This is a genomic window from Kitasatospora sp. NPDC022785, from assembly GCF_055561295.1.
Map to the genome: position 1 here is coordinate 149,473 of NZ_JBVHHB010000002.1, position 13,590 is coordinate 163,062.

Below are 13,590 nucleotides of genomic sequence, written 5' to 3' on the forward strand. Positions count from 1 at the left end.
GGGACGTGCCGGACTCAGGGCGTACCCGGGTCAGGGCGTACCGGGCTCAGGACGTGCCTGACTCAGGATGTACCGGACTCAGGACGGACCAGGCTCAGGACGGGCCAGGCTCGCGATGGCAGGGAACCGCCTACCGCCCCGGGCGGCCCCGGCGGGCGCCGCCGGACTTGCCGCCCGACGCCTTTCCGGTGCCCGGCCTGCCGGTGCCCGACCGACCGCCGGCGGACTTCCCGCCCGCCGCCTTGCCACCCGTCGCCCGGCCGCCCGCCGTCTTGCCGCCCGCCGTCTTGCCACCCGCCGGCTTCGCACCCGTCGACTTGCCGCCGGCCGGCTTGCCCGAGCCGCCGCGCGGGCGCCCGGCCGCCGGGGCGGGCTTCTCCTCGGGCTGCGCCGCGCCGACCCGGCCACGCGAACTGTTGACCGTCCGGCCGCGGACGATGCCGATGAACTCCTCCACCAGGTCGGTCGTCCTGTCCTGCAGCCAGGAGAGCACCACCTGCGACTGCGGCGCGTCCGGTACCGGGCGGTAGGTGAGGTCCCGGCGGTGGTGCAGCCGGGCGAGCGACTGCGGCACGAGCAGGACACCGACGTTCGCCGCGACCAGCTCGATCGCGTCCCCCGTCGTAGCCGGGCGCTCGATCGCGGGCCGCCCGGGGAGGGTCTGCCAGCCGAGGGAGTCGTCCATCGGGTGGAAGACCACCTCGTCGGCCAGGTCCGCGAGCGGCACCTCCTCGGCCGCCGCCAGCCAGTGGTCCTTCGGGAAGACGACCACGGTGGTCTCGGTGTAGAGGGGGATCGCGCTGAGGCTGTCCCGGTCGACCGGGAGGCGGACCAGCCCGGCGTCCGCACCGCCGCCCAGCAGCGTCGGCTCGCCCTCCTCCACCGGCACCGCGACCAGGGTGAGCGGGACGTCGGGCAGCCGCTGCTCCCAGACGCGCACCCACTTACCGGGCGTCACGCCGGGAACATACACCAGCCGGAACGAGGGGTTCGCCTGCATCTCTGTCACGCAGCAAGGCTACCGACCGTGATCGGGGCCGCCACTCACTCGCTTACCCTAGTGACCATGACATCGCTCAAGCCGAAGACCACCCAGACCATGAAGCCGGCCACGGCGGCCAAGAAACTGGGCATCTACCTCGACGCCGCCCCCGCCGACTTCCAGGAGGGCGTGGTCTCCCGCGAGGAGCTGAACGCCCTGCAGGCCGAGCCGCCGCAGTGGCTCCAGGACCTGCGCCGCAACGGCCCGCACCCGCGCCCGGTCGTTGCCGCCAAGCTCGGCATCTCCGTCTCCGGCCTGGCCCGCGGCGGGGTCACCGAGGCCCTCACCACCGAGCAGATCGACGCGCTCAAGGAGTCCAACCCCACCTGGCTGGAGCGCGAGCGCACCGTCCAGGCCGAGGTCCGCAAGGAGGCCGTGCGGATCAAGGAGAAGCAGGAGAAGGACCAGCAGAAGGAGCAGCAGAAGCAGGCGGCCCCGCAGGCCAAGCCCGCCAAGAAGCGCTGACACCGCCCGGCGGCACCGGCACCGCCCCGGGGCGCTGACACCGCCCGGCAGCACCGACACCACCCGGAGACGCTGGCACCGCCGGAAACCTGCCGGCGCCGCCAGGGGGGCTCCGGAGCCGACGGCCGGGGCGGCGGCGCGCACGTCCGCAGGGGGATCCGCCTGACGGGGGAAGGCGCCGGCCTGCCCGGCCTGCCCGGCCTCGGGGCGCAGCTGGGCGCCGCGCCCGCCGGACACCACGACCGGCCGAAGCTCCCGGGGCTGCGACGTTCCCGCCGGCGCCGACCGCGGCCGCACCCGTGCGGATGCCGGCGGGCGTGGCGGACCTGCCGGCCTCCCCGGACCGCTTCTCCCCCGAGACTCCGAGACTCCGAGACTCCGAGGCCCCGCAGCCCCGACCATTCCACCCGGTCCACCCCGTCCCCACGCCTCGGCCGCATTGGCGCCGGGCTCGTACCCGACGGACGGGGCGCCGGCGCACCGGTCGCCGGTGTCGAGGGACTCCCGCCCGGCCCAGGGGCCGGCGTTCAGGTTGTAGGTGTGGTTCAGACCTCGGTCACCTTGTTCACCGGGCTGTGGACCACCCCCGGGCTGCCGGTGACGTGGTACGACGGGACCGGCGTCGTCCGGTCCGCCCGTCGTCCACGCGCCGCCGTCGGCGCTGTAGGCGTGTGCGAGGACTCCGTCGACGCCGACGGCGAAGGTCTCCCGACCTGGTCTCTCCAGACCGACTCGGCAAACGGCTGGAGCCGGCCCGGCACGGCCGCTTTCGCACCCGACTCACCTTCTCCATGGGCACTTTGGGGTGCACGGGCAGGACTCGGCAGGCGGGCCGACCCCAGGGCCACCCGTCGCGGCACTACGGTGTGCCAGGACCGCCCCGGAGGAGAGGAGCACGACCATCACGACCCCGAGCTGGGCCGAGCTGCTGCTGCACAACCGGGAGACGCTGGCCGGCCTGTACACCGAGGTGCCGCCCCTGGAGGACGTGGTCCTCCGGTCGGTGCACTTCAACGTCTACGGCCCGACGCTCGTCTGCCGCCTCGAACTCCCCCGCTTCCCCGACCTGGCGCCGGACGACTGGCGGGCGGCGGGCTGCGACCGGTTCGAGCTCCAGCTCCACTTCATCCTCGGCCCGCAGGAGGACCTCCGGATGCAGGGCATGCCGAGCGGCCGCACCGTGACCGTCCGGCACGAGCGGTCGGGCGGCCTCGGGCAGCGGTTGCTGCGGGTCTCGATCGACGGGGAGGGCTGCGCCATCCGCTTCAGCTGTTACGAGGAACTCCAGGCCGCGCACCTCAGCGCCTACAACTCCTCGGACGGCGACGCCTCCAGCGCACCACGCCGGTTCGCCGGCCGCGTCGACCAGCGCCTGTACGAGACCGTGCCCCCGCCGACCAGGATGCCCTTCTATGACTCCCTCTGACCCCGACTGGTCGGCCGCGCTGCTCGATCCGGAGGACGTTCGCGCGGTGCTGGGCACGCCACCGCCGCCCCTGACGGACTACGCGCTGACCACCGTGCACGTCGACGAGCGCGAGGCCTCCGTCACCCTGCGCTTCTTCGCCTTCGGCGTCCCCGCGGGAGCGGCGGCGGCCTGGGAGGAGGCCGGGCACAACGCCGTCACGTTCTTCCTGCTCTGCACCGGCGTGCGGAACCTCGTGGTGGACGGCTGGAGCACGAGTCCGCTCACCGGCATCGCCCTCACCGCCGACTCCGTCGAACTGTCCGGCAGTGGCAAGCGGATGACGTTCGACGCCGCCACGATCACCGCCACCGCGCCCACCGGCTCCCGCGCCGGTGGCTTCTGAGCCGACGACCCCCGAGCCGACGGGTCACCGCTGCTGATACGCGTGGCCCCCGGGCGGACGTCCGCCCCGGGGCCGTGCCGCGTCATCGCCGGTCAGGGCCGGTCGGACCAGGAGAAGGCGACGATCCGCCAGCCCTCGGCGGTACGGACGTACTGGAAGACCTTCGTCCCACTGCCCTCGTAGGGCTCGCCGTTCATCATCCCGGACTTGCTGTACTCGCCGACCCGCGACGCGACGTTGCCCGCGATCTCGGTGCGCTCGGACGTCTCCCACTCGGAGAATTCGACCAACCGGCCGTCGCTCAGCAGCTTTTCGCGCGGCTCGACGAACTCGTCCACGGTGTAGACGGTGAGGGCCGGTCCGGTGTTGACGATCACTCCCCCCGGGATCAGCAGCCGGCGGAGCCGGGCCACATCGGCGGGCTTGCCGCCCCGGTTGTCGAATGCGCCGAAGAACTCGGCGGTCAGCGCGTCAATCTCGACCTTGGACATGATCCGACAGTAACACTGCAATGGCACGGCAGGACCGGAGTTGCCGCACCTTCCCGACCGTCTCGACGGTCACCGCGCACCCACGAGCCCGCCCGACATCGTGAACCGGCCGGACGATCGGCTGTCAGAGGGATCCGGAGGCTCCAGTGCCTTCCGCCGCGCGCCGGAGGGCGATCCAGTACCGCTGCACCGGGCCGAACCTGGTGTCCCGGACGTCCTCGAAGACACCGCCATGATGCGTGATCGTCCTCACCGAGGCCGTGTTGTCGACCGCGCAGCCGAGCAGTATCCGGTCCATGCCCAACTGCCGCGCCTCGTCCAGCATCCGGCCCAGCGCCCAGGTGGCCAGCCCACGCCGACGCGCGGACGGGCGGATGCCGTAGCCGATGTGCCCGTACAGCGGGACATAGCCCTCGGGCCCGTGCCGCAGCGCGATCCCGCCGAGCACCCGGTCGCCCTCGACGATCCAGCGGTAGGTGCAGCCCTTCCCGCCGTGCTCGGCGCGCTTCGTCGGATCCGACGCGTCGGCCAGCCGCGTCACCCAGGCCGCGAACCCGGCCGGCGACTCGGTCTCGTCGGACGGCTGCAGCCCGAACCCGTCCTCGTGAAGCCCGGGCCCCCACTCGTCACGCGCTTCGAGCCAGGCGGAGTGCAGGCGGACGGTGGGCGCGATCAGTTCGGGCATACGGCGACGATATACGGCAGCGTCGGGGCACCGGTCCTCCGTCGACGGCGGATGGTTGACGCCACATCAATAACAGTGTTTTCTTTGCGTAACGTCGTTTTTCAGCGAGGGGGAAGCGTCATGCGCAGCACTGGGAGCACCACCGAAGGCGCCGGCACGGCCGAGAGCGCCGCCCGGACCGTCGTCGGGCTGACGACCCTGGTCGACCACGTCGAGAACCGGGCCGACGCCGAACTCCGGGCCGTCGAGGACGGCACCGGCCCGCACGTGTGGCTCGCCTTCGCGGACGTCGAGCGCACGCTCGGCTTCACGCGCAAGCCGCAGGGCTGGTGCCAGGGCGACATCTGCATCCCTGCGGCCGCCGTCGCCCGGCTCGAGGACGCGGGCACGGGCACGGGCGCAGACCGGGACGCCGACGCCGGGATGCTGGACGTCACCGCCTTCGCCGAACTGCTGGGCCGGCCGGTGGCACTGGAGCCAGAGGCAGGGGTCATGGCGCTCGGCGCGTCGGCCGCCGACCGGTCACCGGCGCTGGTCGGCGCCATGGCACCGGACTTCACGCTGCCTGACGTCCACGGCGTCGAGCACTCACTGGCCGAACTGCGCGGGCGGAAGGTCGCGCTCGTCTTCTGGGCCTCGTGGTGCGGCTGCCGCTACGACCTGCCCGAGTGGGAGCGCCAGCACGCCGCGCTGGCCGCCGAGGGCTTCTCGGTGCTGAGTGTCGCCGTGGACCGCCGGATCGAGGACGCCGCCCCCTGGATCGCCGAGGCCGAAGCCACGCACCCCGCGCTGGTCGACGTCGACGGCCGGGTCGCAGACCTCTACCAGCTGCTGAACGTCCCGACCGTGCTCTGGATCGACGAGGAGGGCCGCACCGCCCGCCCGAACGACACTCAGTTCGCAACCGACCTCTTCCGCTCCATGAGCGGCCTGGACTCCGCGAAGGCGCTCGGCGCGCTGCGGCGGTGGGTGACGACCGGCGAGTCGGGCCTCGACGCCGAGGGGGTCGCCGAACCGACCCGACCGGGCGACCCGAAGCAGCAGCACGCCCGTACGGAGGCGGCGCTCGCGCTGTGGCTGCTGCGCCACGGCCACCAGGAGGCGGCCGAGCGGCACTTCGCGGCCGCGGCGGAGCTGGCGCCGGAGGACATCACGACGTGGCGCAGCGCGATGCCGCTCCTGGGCGTCGACCCGATGGGCGAGGAGTACTTCGCCCGGCGGGCGGCGCTGGACGAGGCGGGAGTGCCCATCTACCGCGCGCTGCCGGACTGGCAGTAGCAGCCCACCGCCCGACAACCGCCCCGGAGGATCGTTCCCGTGCCCGCCATCCCACCCACCGGTGCCTTCGCCCGGGCCCAGGCCCAGAGTGAGGAGGCACTGCGCACCGCCATGCTCGACGTCGCCGCCGGCATGCTGGCCACCGAGGGACCGGCCGCACTGAGCATGCGCCGCCTGGCCACCGCCGCCGACTGTTCGACCACCGTGCTCTACCGCCTGTTCGGCGCCAAGGACGGCATCGCGGCGGCCCTGTACCGGGAAGGCTTCGCCCGACTGCGCCGCCGTCTCGAAGCCGTGCCGCGCGGCGAGGACCAGGCCGAGTACCTCGCCGCCCTGGGCCGCGCCTACCGCGCCAATGCCCTTCAGGAGCCCAACTTCTACCGCGTCATGCACGGCGAGGCCATCCCCGGCTTCGTGCCGGACGAGGAGTCCCGGGGCGCGGCCGCGGCCAGTCTGGACGTACTGCGGCAGGCGGCCCGCGCCGCCGTCCGGGCCGGCGTGCTGCGTGCGGACACGGACGTCGACGAGATCACCGACCTACTGTGGGCGGCGACCCATGGGGTGATCAGCCTGGAGCTCGCCGGGCACTTCCCGGGCGGCTCGGGCGAGGAGCGGTTCCGGACGCTGACCCGGGCGGCGGTGTCGCTGTTCCTGCCCTGAGCGCGCGGGGGTCTCCGGACTGCCGCGCCTGCCGCCGATCCGGCGGCCCGGGTGTCCTTATCCCCGCGTAGGAACAGCGCCTGCATCGCACTCGACACACCCACTCGAAAGGGGCCTCGACCGGGACGCCGGTCGGGGCCCCTTTCGCCCAGGCCAGGTCAGACGGCGCCGAACTCTCCGACCTGGACCCCGGCGATGAACGACCGCCACGCGCCGGCGGGGAAGACCAGCGCCGGGCCCTCGGGGTCCTTGGAGTCGCGGACGGGAACGGCACCAGGGAAGCTCGCGGAAATCTCCACGCACTGACCGCCGTTGTCGGAGTACGACGACTTGACCCAGGACGCGCCGGACAGGTCAGGGTTCATGAGGCTAGATCCTTCCGAGCCTTGTCGATCAGTGCCAGGGAGGCCGCCTTGGGCAGCGCTTCCACCACAAGTTGATCGTACTCTCTCTCCCAGGCCATGACCGTTTCGCGGGTTCGCTCGAGATGCCCGCGAGCATGTGATTCGGCGTAGCCGACGACCGAGCCGTCCGGAAGGTCCAGCAGGGTCACCGGCATTTTGAACGGCAGGTTCTCACCCAGCTGGAACGGCGCCACCTGGATGGTGACGTTCGGCCGGACGGCCAGGTCCGCGATGTGGTCAAGCTGCTTGAGCATGACGGCCTGTCCGCCGATCGGCCGGACCAGGCAGCTCTCATCCAACACGGCGTGGATCAGCGGTGGTTTCTTCCTGTCGAGGCGCATCACCACCAACTCGACCCCAAGGAGCCCGACTTGCTGTACCCACTCCCCGAGATCCTCACCAACCCGCCCCGCCGCCGGCTCGGCCACCAGGCCCTCGTCCTCAACCCGGACGGCGCCGTCCTCCTCCTCGAAACCACCTACAAGAACGGCCTCACCCTCCCCGGCGGCAACGCCGAACGCGACGAACTCCCCCACCTCGCCGCCCGCCGCCACACCGAGACCCAGACCGGCCTCGTCCTCCCCCTCCGCACCCTCCTCGCCACCGACTACACCGACACCCGACTCCTCCCCGAAGCCGTCCACTTCGTCTACTGGGGCGGCCGCCTCACCCGCGCCCAGGAGGTGACCCTCGCGCGCCACCTCCCACCCCCGCACGTCATCGGCCTGCACTGGGTCCCCGAGGCCCGGCTCCCCGACGTCATGGCCACCCACCAGCACCGCCGCACCACCCAGGCCCTCACCGCCCTCGCCCGCGGCGCCCACCTCCCCTTCCTCCTCCGCGGAATCCCCGCCGAGTAGCCCCGCCGAGTAGCCCCGCCGAGCAGCCCCCGGCTCACCGCGCCCGGGCGAGGAAGAGGTCGCTGAGGAGGTCCATGGCGATGCCGCCGCCGTGGGCGTCCAGGACCCGCGCGGTGTCGGCGAGGACCTGCTCGCGCCGGTCGGGGGCGAGGAGGCGGTAGCGCGAGAGCGAGGCCAGGTAGCCCAGGTAGCGGGCGGTGTCGTAGTGCTGCTCCTGCCGGTACCGGACGCTGCGCAGGTCGGTGAAGCGGCCGTCACGGCGGCACTCGTCCTCGGGCCAGCCGGGCAGCCCGGCCCAGTTCCCGGCTGCCTCGCCGTAGGCCGAGGTCAGGTCCTTGTGCGGAGAGTCGGTGATCCCGTGCCGGCGGTCGACCTCGGCCAGGGAGGCGTGCAGCCCCGGATCACGGATCCCCTGCGGGTTCCAGAACAGTGCCACCGCGCCGCCGGGCGCGAGGGCCTCGTGGGCGAGGCCCCACCGCCGTTGCGGGTCCACCCACTGCCAGGACATCGCGGCGAGGAGCAGTCCGAAGCCGCGGCCGTCCGGCTGCCACTCCTCGAAGCTGCCGGCGTGGACCCGAACGCCCGGATACGGCTCGGTGTTTCGTCGGAGGACCTCCGCCATCCGCGGGTCGGGCTCGATGCAGACGAGCGGTGTGCCCAGCGCGGCGAACGGCAGCGTGGCCTTTCCGGTCCCGGCGCCGACCTCGACCGCCGCCCGGTCGCCCAGGGCCGCGTACGCGAGCACCTCCGCGACCAGCGCGTCGGCGTAGCCCGGGCGGGCGGCGTCGTAGAGCTCGGCCACCTCGCCGAACACCTGGCTGCGTGCCGTGTCGACGTGTCCCTGTTCGGTCATGCGCATCCCCTCCGGTTCCCCGGTGACTTCACCGACGACGTCCTCCACGCCGTCCCCGACGGCTCCCCGACCGACGGGCGGTCACCCTATCGACGATGCGGGCAGCGGTGTCCGTCGCCGGGACAGCAGTACCGGTGGAACCGGGCCCGGACGGCAGGGTGCCGGCCGCCACCGCCGGACTCGTCCCGCTGCTCGCGGGCTGGGCGATGGTGGCCGTCCCCGCGGCCGCCGAGCGGGCGTCAGACGCCGGGCAGGCCCGTCGTGAGGCCGTCCAGGGTGTGCGAGCAGACGCAGTCCCGGGTGACGGGCAGGCTCTCCAGGGCCTTGAACAGCACGGTGCGCAGCCGGTCGACGTTGCGCGCGAAGACCTCCAGCACCTCGGCGTGGGTGACGCCCTCGCCGCTCTCCACGCCCGCGTCGAGGTCGGTGACCAGGGCCATCGAGGTGTAGCAGAGGCCGAGTTCGCGGGCGAGGACGGCCTCCGGGTGGCCCGTCATGCCGACCACCGACCAGCCGTTGGCGGTGAACCAGCGGGACTCGGCACGGGTGGAGAAGCGCGGGCCCTCGATCACCACCAGGGTGCCGCCGTCGACCGGCTCCCAGCCGGCGTCGCGGGCCGCGGCCGCGGCGGTGTGCCGGCCGGCCGGGCAGTACGGGTCGGCCATCGAGACGTGGACGACCTCGGGCGCCTCGCCGCCCGGGAGCGGGAGGCCGTCGTAGAAGGTCTGGGTCCGGCCCGAGGTGCGGTCCACGAACTGGTCCGGGACGAGCAGGGTGCCGGGGCCGTACTCGGGGCGCAGGCCGCCGACCGCGCACGGCCCGATCACCTGCCGGACGCCGAGGGCGTGCAGCGCCCAGAGGTTGGCGCGGTAGTTGATCCGGTGCGGGGGGATCCGATGGCCGCGGCCGTGCCGGGGCAGGAAGGCGACGGTGCGGCCGGCCACCTCGCCGAGGAACAGGGAGTCGCTGGGCGGGCCGTACGGGGTGTCGACGGCGATCTCGGTGACGTCGTCGAGGAGCGCGTACAGGCCGGAGCCGCCGATCACGCCCAGCTCGGCGCGATGGGCCGTGGTGTCCGCCATTCCCGCCATGCCGGCCATTCCCGCCATGCCCGCAGCGTCCGCCATACCCGCCATACCCGCCATCTCGATGATCCTTTCGTCCGGAGAACTGGCCCCGCCAGCCTAGGCGGGCAGCGGCCACGGGGGTGCCGGAACCGTTCCCACCGGTCACGGACGGCGGCCGATCCGGAACCCCTGCCGACATATGTCGGCGGACTGCATATACTTTTCCCTGGCAGGTGCGGTATACATACTGGGTATGCAGGCCGGACCGGGCCGCGGGGAGTCCCTGCCGGTCCGGAAGCCTTCCGTCGCCATGCCGCATCCCGGGCGCCATGCCACTTCCAAAGGGGGAACACCCATGCCTCAGACCAATCCCAGCAGGAGCGCCACCGCACCCGTGCTGCACCTGGACCACGTCACCCGGGTCCACGGCCGGGGCGCGGCCGAGGTGCAGGCGCTGCGCGGGGTCGACCTGGCGGTCCAGCCCGGCGAGTTCGTCGCCGTCATGGGCCCGTCCGGCTCCGGCAAGTCCACCCTGCTGAGCCTCGCCGGCGGGCTGGACACCCCCAGCACCGGCCAGGTCCTGGTCGAGGGCGTCGCCCTCGGCGAGCTCGGCCGCAAGAAGCTCGCCGAGGTCCGCCGCCGCTCGGTCGGCTACGTCTTCCAGGACTACAACCTCATCCCGGCGCTCACCGCCGCCGAGAACATCGCCCTGCCGCTCGAACTCGACGGCGCCGCCGGGCGGGCGACGCGCCGCAAGGCCGTCGCCGCGCTGGCGGAGATGGGCATCCCCGAGCTCGCGGACCGCTTCCCGGACGACATGTCCGGCGGCCAGCAGCAGCGCGTCGCCATCGCCCGCGCCCTGATCGGCGACCGCCGCCTCGTCCTCGCCGACGAGCCCACCGGCGCCCTCGACTCCGCCACCGGCGAGGCCGTCCTCGCCGTCCTGCGCGCCCGCTGCAACGCCGGCGCCGCCGCCATGATGGTCACCCACGAACCCCGCCACGCCGCCTGGGCCGACCGCGTCGTCTTCCTCAGCGACGGCCGGATCGTGGACGAGAGCATCGGCCAGGACGCCGACTCCCTGCTGCGGATCGCCGCCCGCCACGGCCGCGCGCACCAGGCCAACGGGATCGGGGCCGTCCGATGAAGCTCCGCTCCCTCAAGGTCACGCTGCGGATCGCCCGCCGTGATGCCCTGCGCGCCAAGGGCCGCAGCGCCCTCGTCGTCGCCATGGTCGCCCTGCCCGTCCTCGGTGTCGCCGGCGCCGACGTCGTCTACCGCAGCGGGCAGCTCACCACGGCCGAACGGACCGAGCGGCTGCTCGGCGGGTCCGACGCGTACGTCACCGCCTACGCGCCCGGCAGCACCGTGAACCAGCTCCCCTTCGCCGAGGACGGGGCCTACGCCGTCGCTCCCCGGGAGGGACAGGCCCCGACGCCGGAACAGGCCCGCGGCGCCACCTCCATCCCGGCCGACCTGCTGAAGGAGCTGCTGCCCGGCTCCACCCTGCTGCCGGCCGGCCCCGGCCCCACCGCGAGCGCCGCCTCCCGGGAGGGCCTGCTCCAGACCGACACCGCCGAGGCCGACCTCACCGACCCGGCCTGGAAGGGCAGGATCACCCTGGTCGAGGGCCGGGCTCCGAAGGGTCCGCACGAGGCCGCCGTCACCCGGGCCTTCCTCGACGAGTCCGGGCTCGGCCTCGGCTCCACCACCACCCTGAAGGGGCTGGAGAAGACGCCGTTCACCGTGACCGGCGTGGTCGAGCGCCCCGGTGACCTCGGCAAGGTCGAGTTCGTCGGCCGCCCCGGCGAGGTCCTCGCGCCGCTCGCCGCCCTGGCCCCCGCCGCCAAGGCCCCGACCGGTGGGTCCGAGCAGGCCGCCGACAAGGCGTCCTGGCTGGTGAAGCTGCCCTCCGGCAAGCCGCTCGACTGGGCCGGCGTGCAGCAGCTCAACCGGTACGGCTTCACCGCCACCTCGCGCACCGTCGCGCTCCACCCGCCGGCCGAAGGTCAGGTGTCGTACCGCGCCCAGAAGGTCAGCCTGAGCGACTCCACGCGCAAGAACACCGCCGTCGTGGTCGCCACCGTCGCCGGCATGGCCCTGCTCGAAGTCGCCCTACTCGCCGGGCCCGCCTTCGCCGTCGGCGCCCGCCGCTCCCGCCGGCAGCTGGCCCTGCTCGCCGCCGGCGGCGGCGACCGCGGGCACGTCGCGGCCGTCGTCCTCGGCGGCGGCCTGGTGCTCGGCGCGGCCGGAGCGGCCGCCGGGGTGCTGCTCGGCACCGGTCTGGTCGCCGCGCTCCGGCCGTGGATCGAGGAGACCGCCGGCAGCCGGTTCGGCCACTTCGGCCTGAAGGCCGCCGACCTGGCGGCGATCGGCGCCGTCGGCCTCGTCACCGCGCTGCTCGCCGCCGCGCTGCCCGCTCTCCAGGCCGCCCGGCAGAGCGTCACCGCCGGGCTCAACGACCGCGACACCGTCAAGCCGCCGAACCGCCGGACCACCGCCCTCGGCATCGTCCTCTTCGTCGCCGGCGCGGCCACCGCCCTGCTCGCGGTGGGCACCAACGACGGCACCGGCCGCGGCATCGCCGTCTTCGCCGGCCTCGACAAGATGACCCTGATGGTGCTGGCCGGCTCAGCCGCCGCCGAACTCGGCCTGCTCGCCCTCACCCCGCTGCTGATCGCGCTCTGCGGCCGGATGGCCCGTCATCTGCCGCTCAGCGGGCGGCTCGCCCTGCGCGACTCCGCCCGCCACCGCGGGCGCACCGCCCCGGCCATCGCCGCCGTCATGGCCGCCGTCGCCGGCTCGGTGGCCGTCGGCCTCTACACCACCAGCACCGAGGCGCGGGACCGTGAGACCTACCGGCCGCACACCCCGGTCAACGCCGTCACGCTCGCCGTCCCCGCGGGCGACCCGCAGCTCCCCCGGCTGCGGTCGGCCGTCGAACGCGACATGCCCGGTCTCGGCGAACGCGCCGACCTCTCCCAGGCGTTCTACTCCTGGTGCCAGGGCTGCTCCAGCGCCGTCACCCTCAAGGGCAGTGGTGGCGGCCTCGGGCGGAACTCCCTCGTCGTCGGCGACGCGGCCGTCCTGCACAACGCCTTCGACCTCCGCGACCCGGCCGCCGACCAGGCGCTCGCCGCGGGCAAGGCCGTCGTCTTCAACGCCTCCCGGATCCACGACGGCAAGGTGGTGCTCCAGCTCACCGGCGGGTTCACCAGCGCCCCGCAGCCGGGCACCAACCCCGGGCAGGACATCAAGGAGATCGCCGTCGACGCCGTCCTGGTCGACAACCCCGCCGCCGACCGCTACGGCGCCGCCGTCATCGGCGCCAAGGCGATCGAGAGCCTCGGGCAGGGCGTCAGCGTCCAGCCCGTCGGCGCGGCCTGGCTGCCCGCCACCGTCCCCGACCGCCGGGCGCAGCAGCGCGCCGTGGCGACCGCCGACCGGCTCGTGCCGATGGCCCAGCTCGAGGTGGAACGCGGCTTCCAGGCCAAGGACGACCTGCCGACCCTCGCCCTCACCGGCTTCGCCGCGCTGGTCGTCCTCGGTGCCGCCTGCATCGCCACCGGCCTCGCGGCCGCCGACTCCCGGCGCGACCAGGCCACCCTGGCCGCCGTCGGCGCACCGCCGGGCATCCGCCGCCGGCTCTCGGGCGTCCAGTGCGCGGTGATCGCCGTGCTGGGCGCGGTGCTCGGCACCGTCAACGGGTTCGTGCCGGCGCTCGCCCTGCTGAAGACCCGGGACATCGACTACCCGGGCGTGACCAACCCGATCGTCGTTCCCTGGGGCGAGATCGCGCTCACCGCGTTGGTCGTCCCGCTCCTCGCGGGCCTGCTCGCCGGCCTCTTCACCCGCTCCCGCACCCCGCTCACCCGCCGCCTCGGCTGAGGCCGCGGCCGACCCCCGCCCGGCCCGGCGGCGCGCCCGATGTCAACGGACGCGCCGCCGGGCCGGGCCGTCGTGTTCCGCCGCCA

Annotated in this window: 15 protein-coding genes; 8 read left to right on the forward strand and 7 right to left on the reverse strand. The window is 73.9% G+C overall.

All coding sequences use genetic code 11. The annotated features are described in order from the left end of the window. Window positions 1–130: 130 nt before the first annotated feature. Window positions 131–1,009 carry a LysR family substrate-binding domain-containing protein gene (locus ACZ3YO_RS03915; protein ID WP_465564465.1) on the reverse strand — a complete coding sequence of 293 codons (879 nt, stop codon included), beginning with the start codon at window positions 1,007–1,009 and terminating at the stop codon, window positions 131–133. Window positions 1,010–1,066: 57 nt separating this feature from the next. Here ACZ3YO_RS03915 and ACZ3YO_RS03920 point away from each other — a divergent pair, with 57 nt between their 5' ends. The 3 genes from ACZ3YO_RS03920 to ACZ3YO_RS03930 all read left to right on the forward strand — a co-directional run bounded on the left by ACZ3YO_RS03920 (window position 1,067) and on the right by ACZ3YO_RS03930 (window position 3,318). Next, window positions 1,067–1,507, forward strand: coding sequence for a DUF5997 family protein (locus ACZ3YO_RS03920; RefSeq protein WP_396326127.1), 441 nt, complete (start codon window positions 1,067–1,069; stop codon window positions 1,505–1,507). Window positions 1,508–2,312: 805 nt separating this feature from the next. Beyond that, window positions 2,313–2,933 (forward strand): Imm50 family immunity protein, encoded by a 621-nt coding sequence (locus tag ACZ3YO_RS03925; protein ID WP_465564469.1) that lies wholly within the window; start codon window positions 2,313–2,315, stop codon window positions 2,931–2,933. Then, window positions 2,920–3,318: an Imm50 family immunity protein gene (locus ACZ3YO_RS03930; RefSeq protein WP_465564472.1), complete on the forward strand. Its 399-nt coding sequence runs from the start codon at window positions 2,920–2,922 to the stop codon at window positions 3,316–3,318. The genes ACZ3YO_RS03925 and ACZ3YO_RS03930 overlap by 14 nt, the downstream gene beginning before the upstream one ends. Window positions 3,319–3,410: 92 nt before the next feature. On the opposite strand, the gene ACZ3YO_RS03935 is transcribed toward ACZ3YO_RS03930, so the two are convergent. Both ACZ3YO_RS03935 and ACZ3YO_RS03940 read right to left on the reverse strand, forming a co-directional pair. Further along, complete coding sequence (locus tag ACZ3YO_RS03935) at window positions 3,411–3,809, reverse strand: nuclear transport factor 2 family protein (RefSeq protein ID WP_465564475.1); 399 nt, start codon at window positions 3,807–3,809, stop codon at window positions 3,411–3,413. Between the two features lie 124 nt (window positions 3,810–3,933). Continuing rightward, entirely contained in the window at window positions 3,934–4,494 is a 561-nt protein-coding gene (locus tag ACZ3YO_RS03940; RefSeq protein ID WP_465564478.1) for a GNAT family N-acetyltransferase, read from the reverse strand. Between the two features lie 120 nt (window positions 4,495–4,614). On the opposite strand from ACZ3YO_RS03940, the gene ACZ3YO_RS03945 reads away from it, so the two are divergent. Further along, window positions 4,615–5,772, forward strand: coding sequence for a redoxin domain-containing protein (locus ACZ3YO_RS03945; RefSeq protein WP_465564481.1), 1,158 nt, complete (start codon window positions 4,615–4,617; stop codon window positions 5,770–5,772). A 39-nt stretch (window positions 5,773–5,811) separates the two neighbouring features. Next, complete coding sequence (locus tag ACZ3YO_RS03950; protein ID WP_465564484.1) at window positions 5,812–6,432, forward strand: TetR/AcrR family transcriptional regulator; 621 nt, start codon at window positions 5,812–5,814, stop codon at window positions 6,430–6,432. A 158-nt stretch (window positions 6,433–6,590) separates the two neighbouring features. On the opposite strand, the gene ACZ3YO_RS03955 is transcribed toward ACZ3YO_RS03950, so the two are convergent. Both ACZ3YO_RS03955 and ACZ3YO_RS03960 read right to left on the reverse strand, forming a co-directional pair. Further along, window positions 6,591–6,797 (reverse strand): DUF397 domain-containing protein, encoded by a 207-nt coding sequence (locus ACZ3YO_RS03955; RefSeq protein WP_465564487.1) that lies wholly within the window; start codon window positions 6,795–6,797, stop codon window positions 6,591–6,593. Continuing rightward, window positions 6,794–7,177, reverse strand: a complete 384-nt coding sequence (locus ACZ3YO_RS03960) for a DUF5753 domain-containing protein (RefSeq protein WP_465565212.1) — start codon at window positions 7,175–7,177, stop codon at window positions 6,794–6,796. Before ACZ3YO_RS03960 ends, ACZ3YO_RS03955 begins: the two co-directional genes overlap by 4 nt. A 30-nt stretch (window positions 7,178–7,207) precedes the next feature. Between ACZ3YO_RS03960 and ACZ3YO_RS03965 the strand changes: the two genes are divergently transcribed. Then, the gene (locus ACZ3YO_RS03965) at window positions 7,208–7,696 is read left to right on the forward strand and encodes an NUDIX domain-containing protein (RefSeq protein WP_465564490.1); all 489 of its coding nucleotides are present in this window, start codon (window positions 7,208–7,210) and stop codon (window positions 7,694–7,696) included. 34 nt (window positions 7,697–7,730) lie between these two features. On the opposite strand, the gene ACZ3YO_RS03970 is transcribed toward ACZ3YO_RS03965, so the two are convergent. Next, window positions 7,731–8,549 carry a class I SAM-dependent methyltransferase gene (locus ACZ3YO_RS03970; protein WP_465564493.1) on the reverse strand — a complete coding sequence of 273 codons (819 nt, stop codon included), beginning with the start codon at window positions 8,547–8,549 and terminating at the stop codon, window positions 7,731–7,733. Between the two features lie 239 nt (window positions 8,550–8,788). Then, window positions 8,789–9,685 (reverse strand): S-methyl-5'-thioadenosine phosphorylase, encoded by an 897-nt coding sequence (locus ACZ3YO_RS03975; protein ID WP_465565215.1) that lies wholly within the window; start codon window positions 9,683–9,685, stop codon window positions 8,789–8,791. Window positions 9,686–9,971: 286 nt separating this feature from the next. Here ACZ3YO_RS03975 and ACZ3YO_RS03980 point away from each other — a divergent pair, with 286 nt between their 5' ends. Both ACZ3YO_RS03980 and ACZ3YO_RS03985 read left to right on the forward strand, forming a co-directional pair. Further along, a complete protein-coding gene (locus tag ACZ3YO_RS03980) occupies window positions 9,972–10,763 on the forward strand; it encodes an ABC transporter ATP-binding protein (protein WP_465564496.1) in 792 nt (263 codons plus the stop codon). After that, the gene (locus tag ACZ3YO_RS03985) at window positions 10,760–13,504 is read left to right on the forward strand and encodes an FtsX-like permease family protein (protein WP_465564500.1); all 2,745 of its coding nucleotides are present in this window, start codon (window positions 10,760–10,762) and stop codon (window positions 13,502–13,504) included. The genes ACZ3YO_RS03980 and ACZ3YO_RS03985 overlap by 4 nt, the downstream gene beginning before the upstream one ends. Window positions 13,505–13,590 lie beyond the last annotated feature (86 nt).

Excerpts from the sequence above, each read along its gene's own strand:
- ACZ3YO_RS03985 (WP_465564500.1), top strand. The coding sequence starts at position 10,760 with ATGAAGCTCCGCTCCCTCAAGGTCACGCTGCGGATCGCCCGCCGTGAT.
- ACZ3YO_RS03975 (WP_465565215.1), bottom strand. The coding sequence starts at position 9,685 with ATGGCGGGTATGGCGGACGCTGCGGGCATGGCGGGAATGGCCGGCATG.
- ACZ3YO_RS03940 (WP_465564478.1), bottom strand. The coding sequence starts at position 4,494 with ATGCCCGAACTGATCGCGCCCACCGTCCGCCTGCACTCCGCCTGGCTC.
- ACZ3YO_RS03970 (WP_465564493.1), bottom strand. The coding sequence starts at position 8,549 with ATGACCGAACAGGGACACGTCGACACGGCACGCAGCCAGGTGTTCGGC.
- ACZ3YO_RS03955 (WP_465564487.1), bottom strand. The coding sequence starts at position 6,797 with ATGAACCCTGACCTGTCCGGCGCGTCCTGGGTCAAGTCGTCGTACTCC.
- ACZ3YO_RS03980 (WP_465564496.1), top strand. The coding sequence starts at position 9,972 with ATGCCTCAGACCAATCCCAGCAGGAGCGCCACCGCACCCGTGCTGCAC.
- ACZ3YO_RS03945 (WP_465564481.1), top strand. The coding sequence starts at position 4,615 with ATGCGCAGCACTGGGAGCACCACCGAAGGCGCCGGCACGGCCGAGAGC.
- ACZ3YO_RS03935 (WP_465564475.1), bottom strand. The coding sequence starts at position 3,809 with ATGTCCAAGGTCGAGATTGACGCGCTGACCGCCGAGTTCTTCGGCGCA.
- ACZ3YO_RS03960 (WP_465565212.1), bottom strand. The coding sequence starts at position 7,177 with ATGCGCCTCGACAGGAAGAAACCACCGCTGATCCACGCCGTGTTGGAT.
- ACZ3YO_RS03920 (WP_396326127.1), top strand. The coding sequence starts at position 1,067 with ATGACATCGCTCAAGCCGAAGACCACCCAGACCATGAAGCCGGCCACG.
- ACZ3YO_RS03930 (WP_465564472.1), top strand. The coding sequence starts at position 2,920 with ATGACTCCCTCTGACCCCGACTGGTCGGCCGCGCTGCTCGATCCGGAG.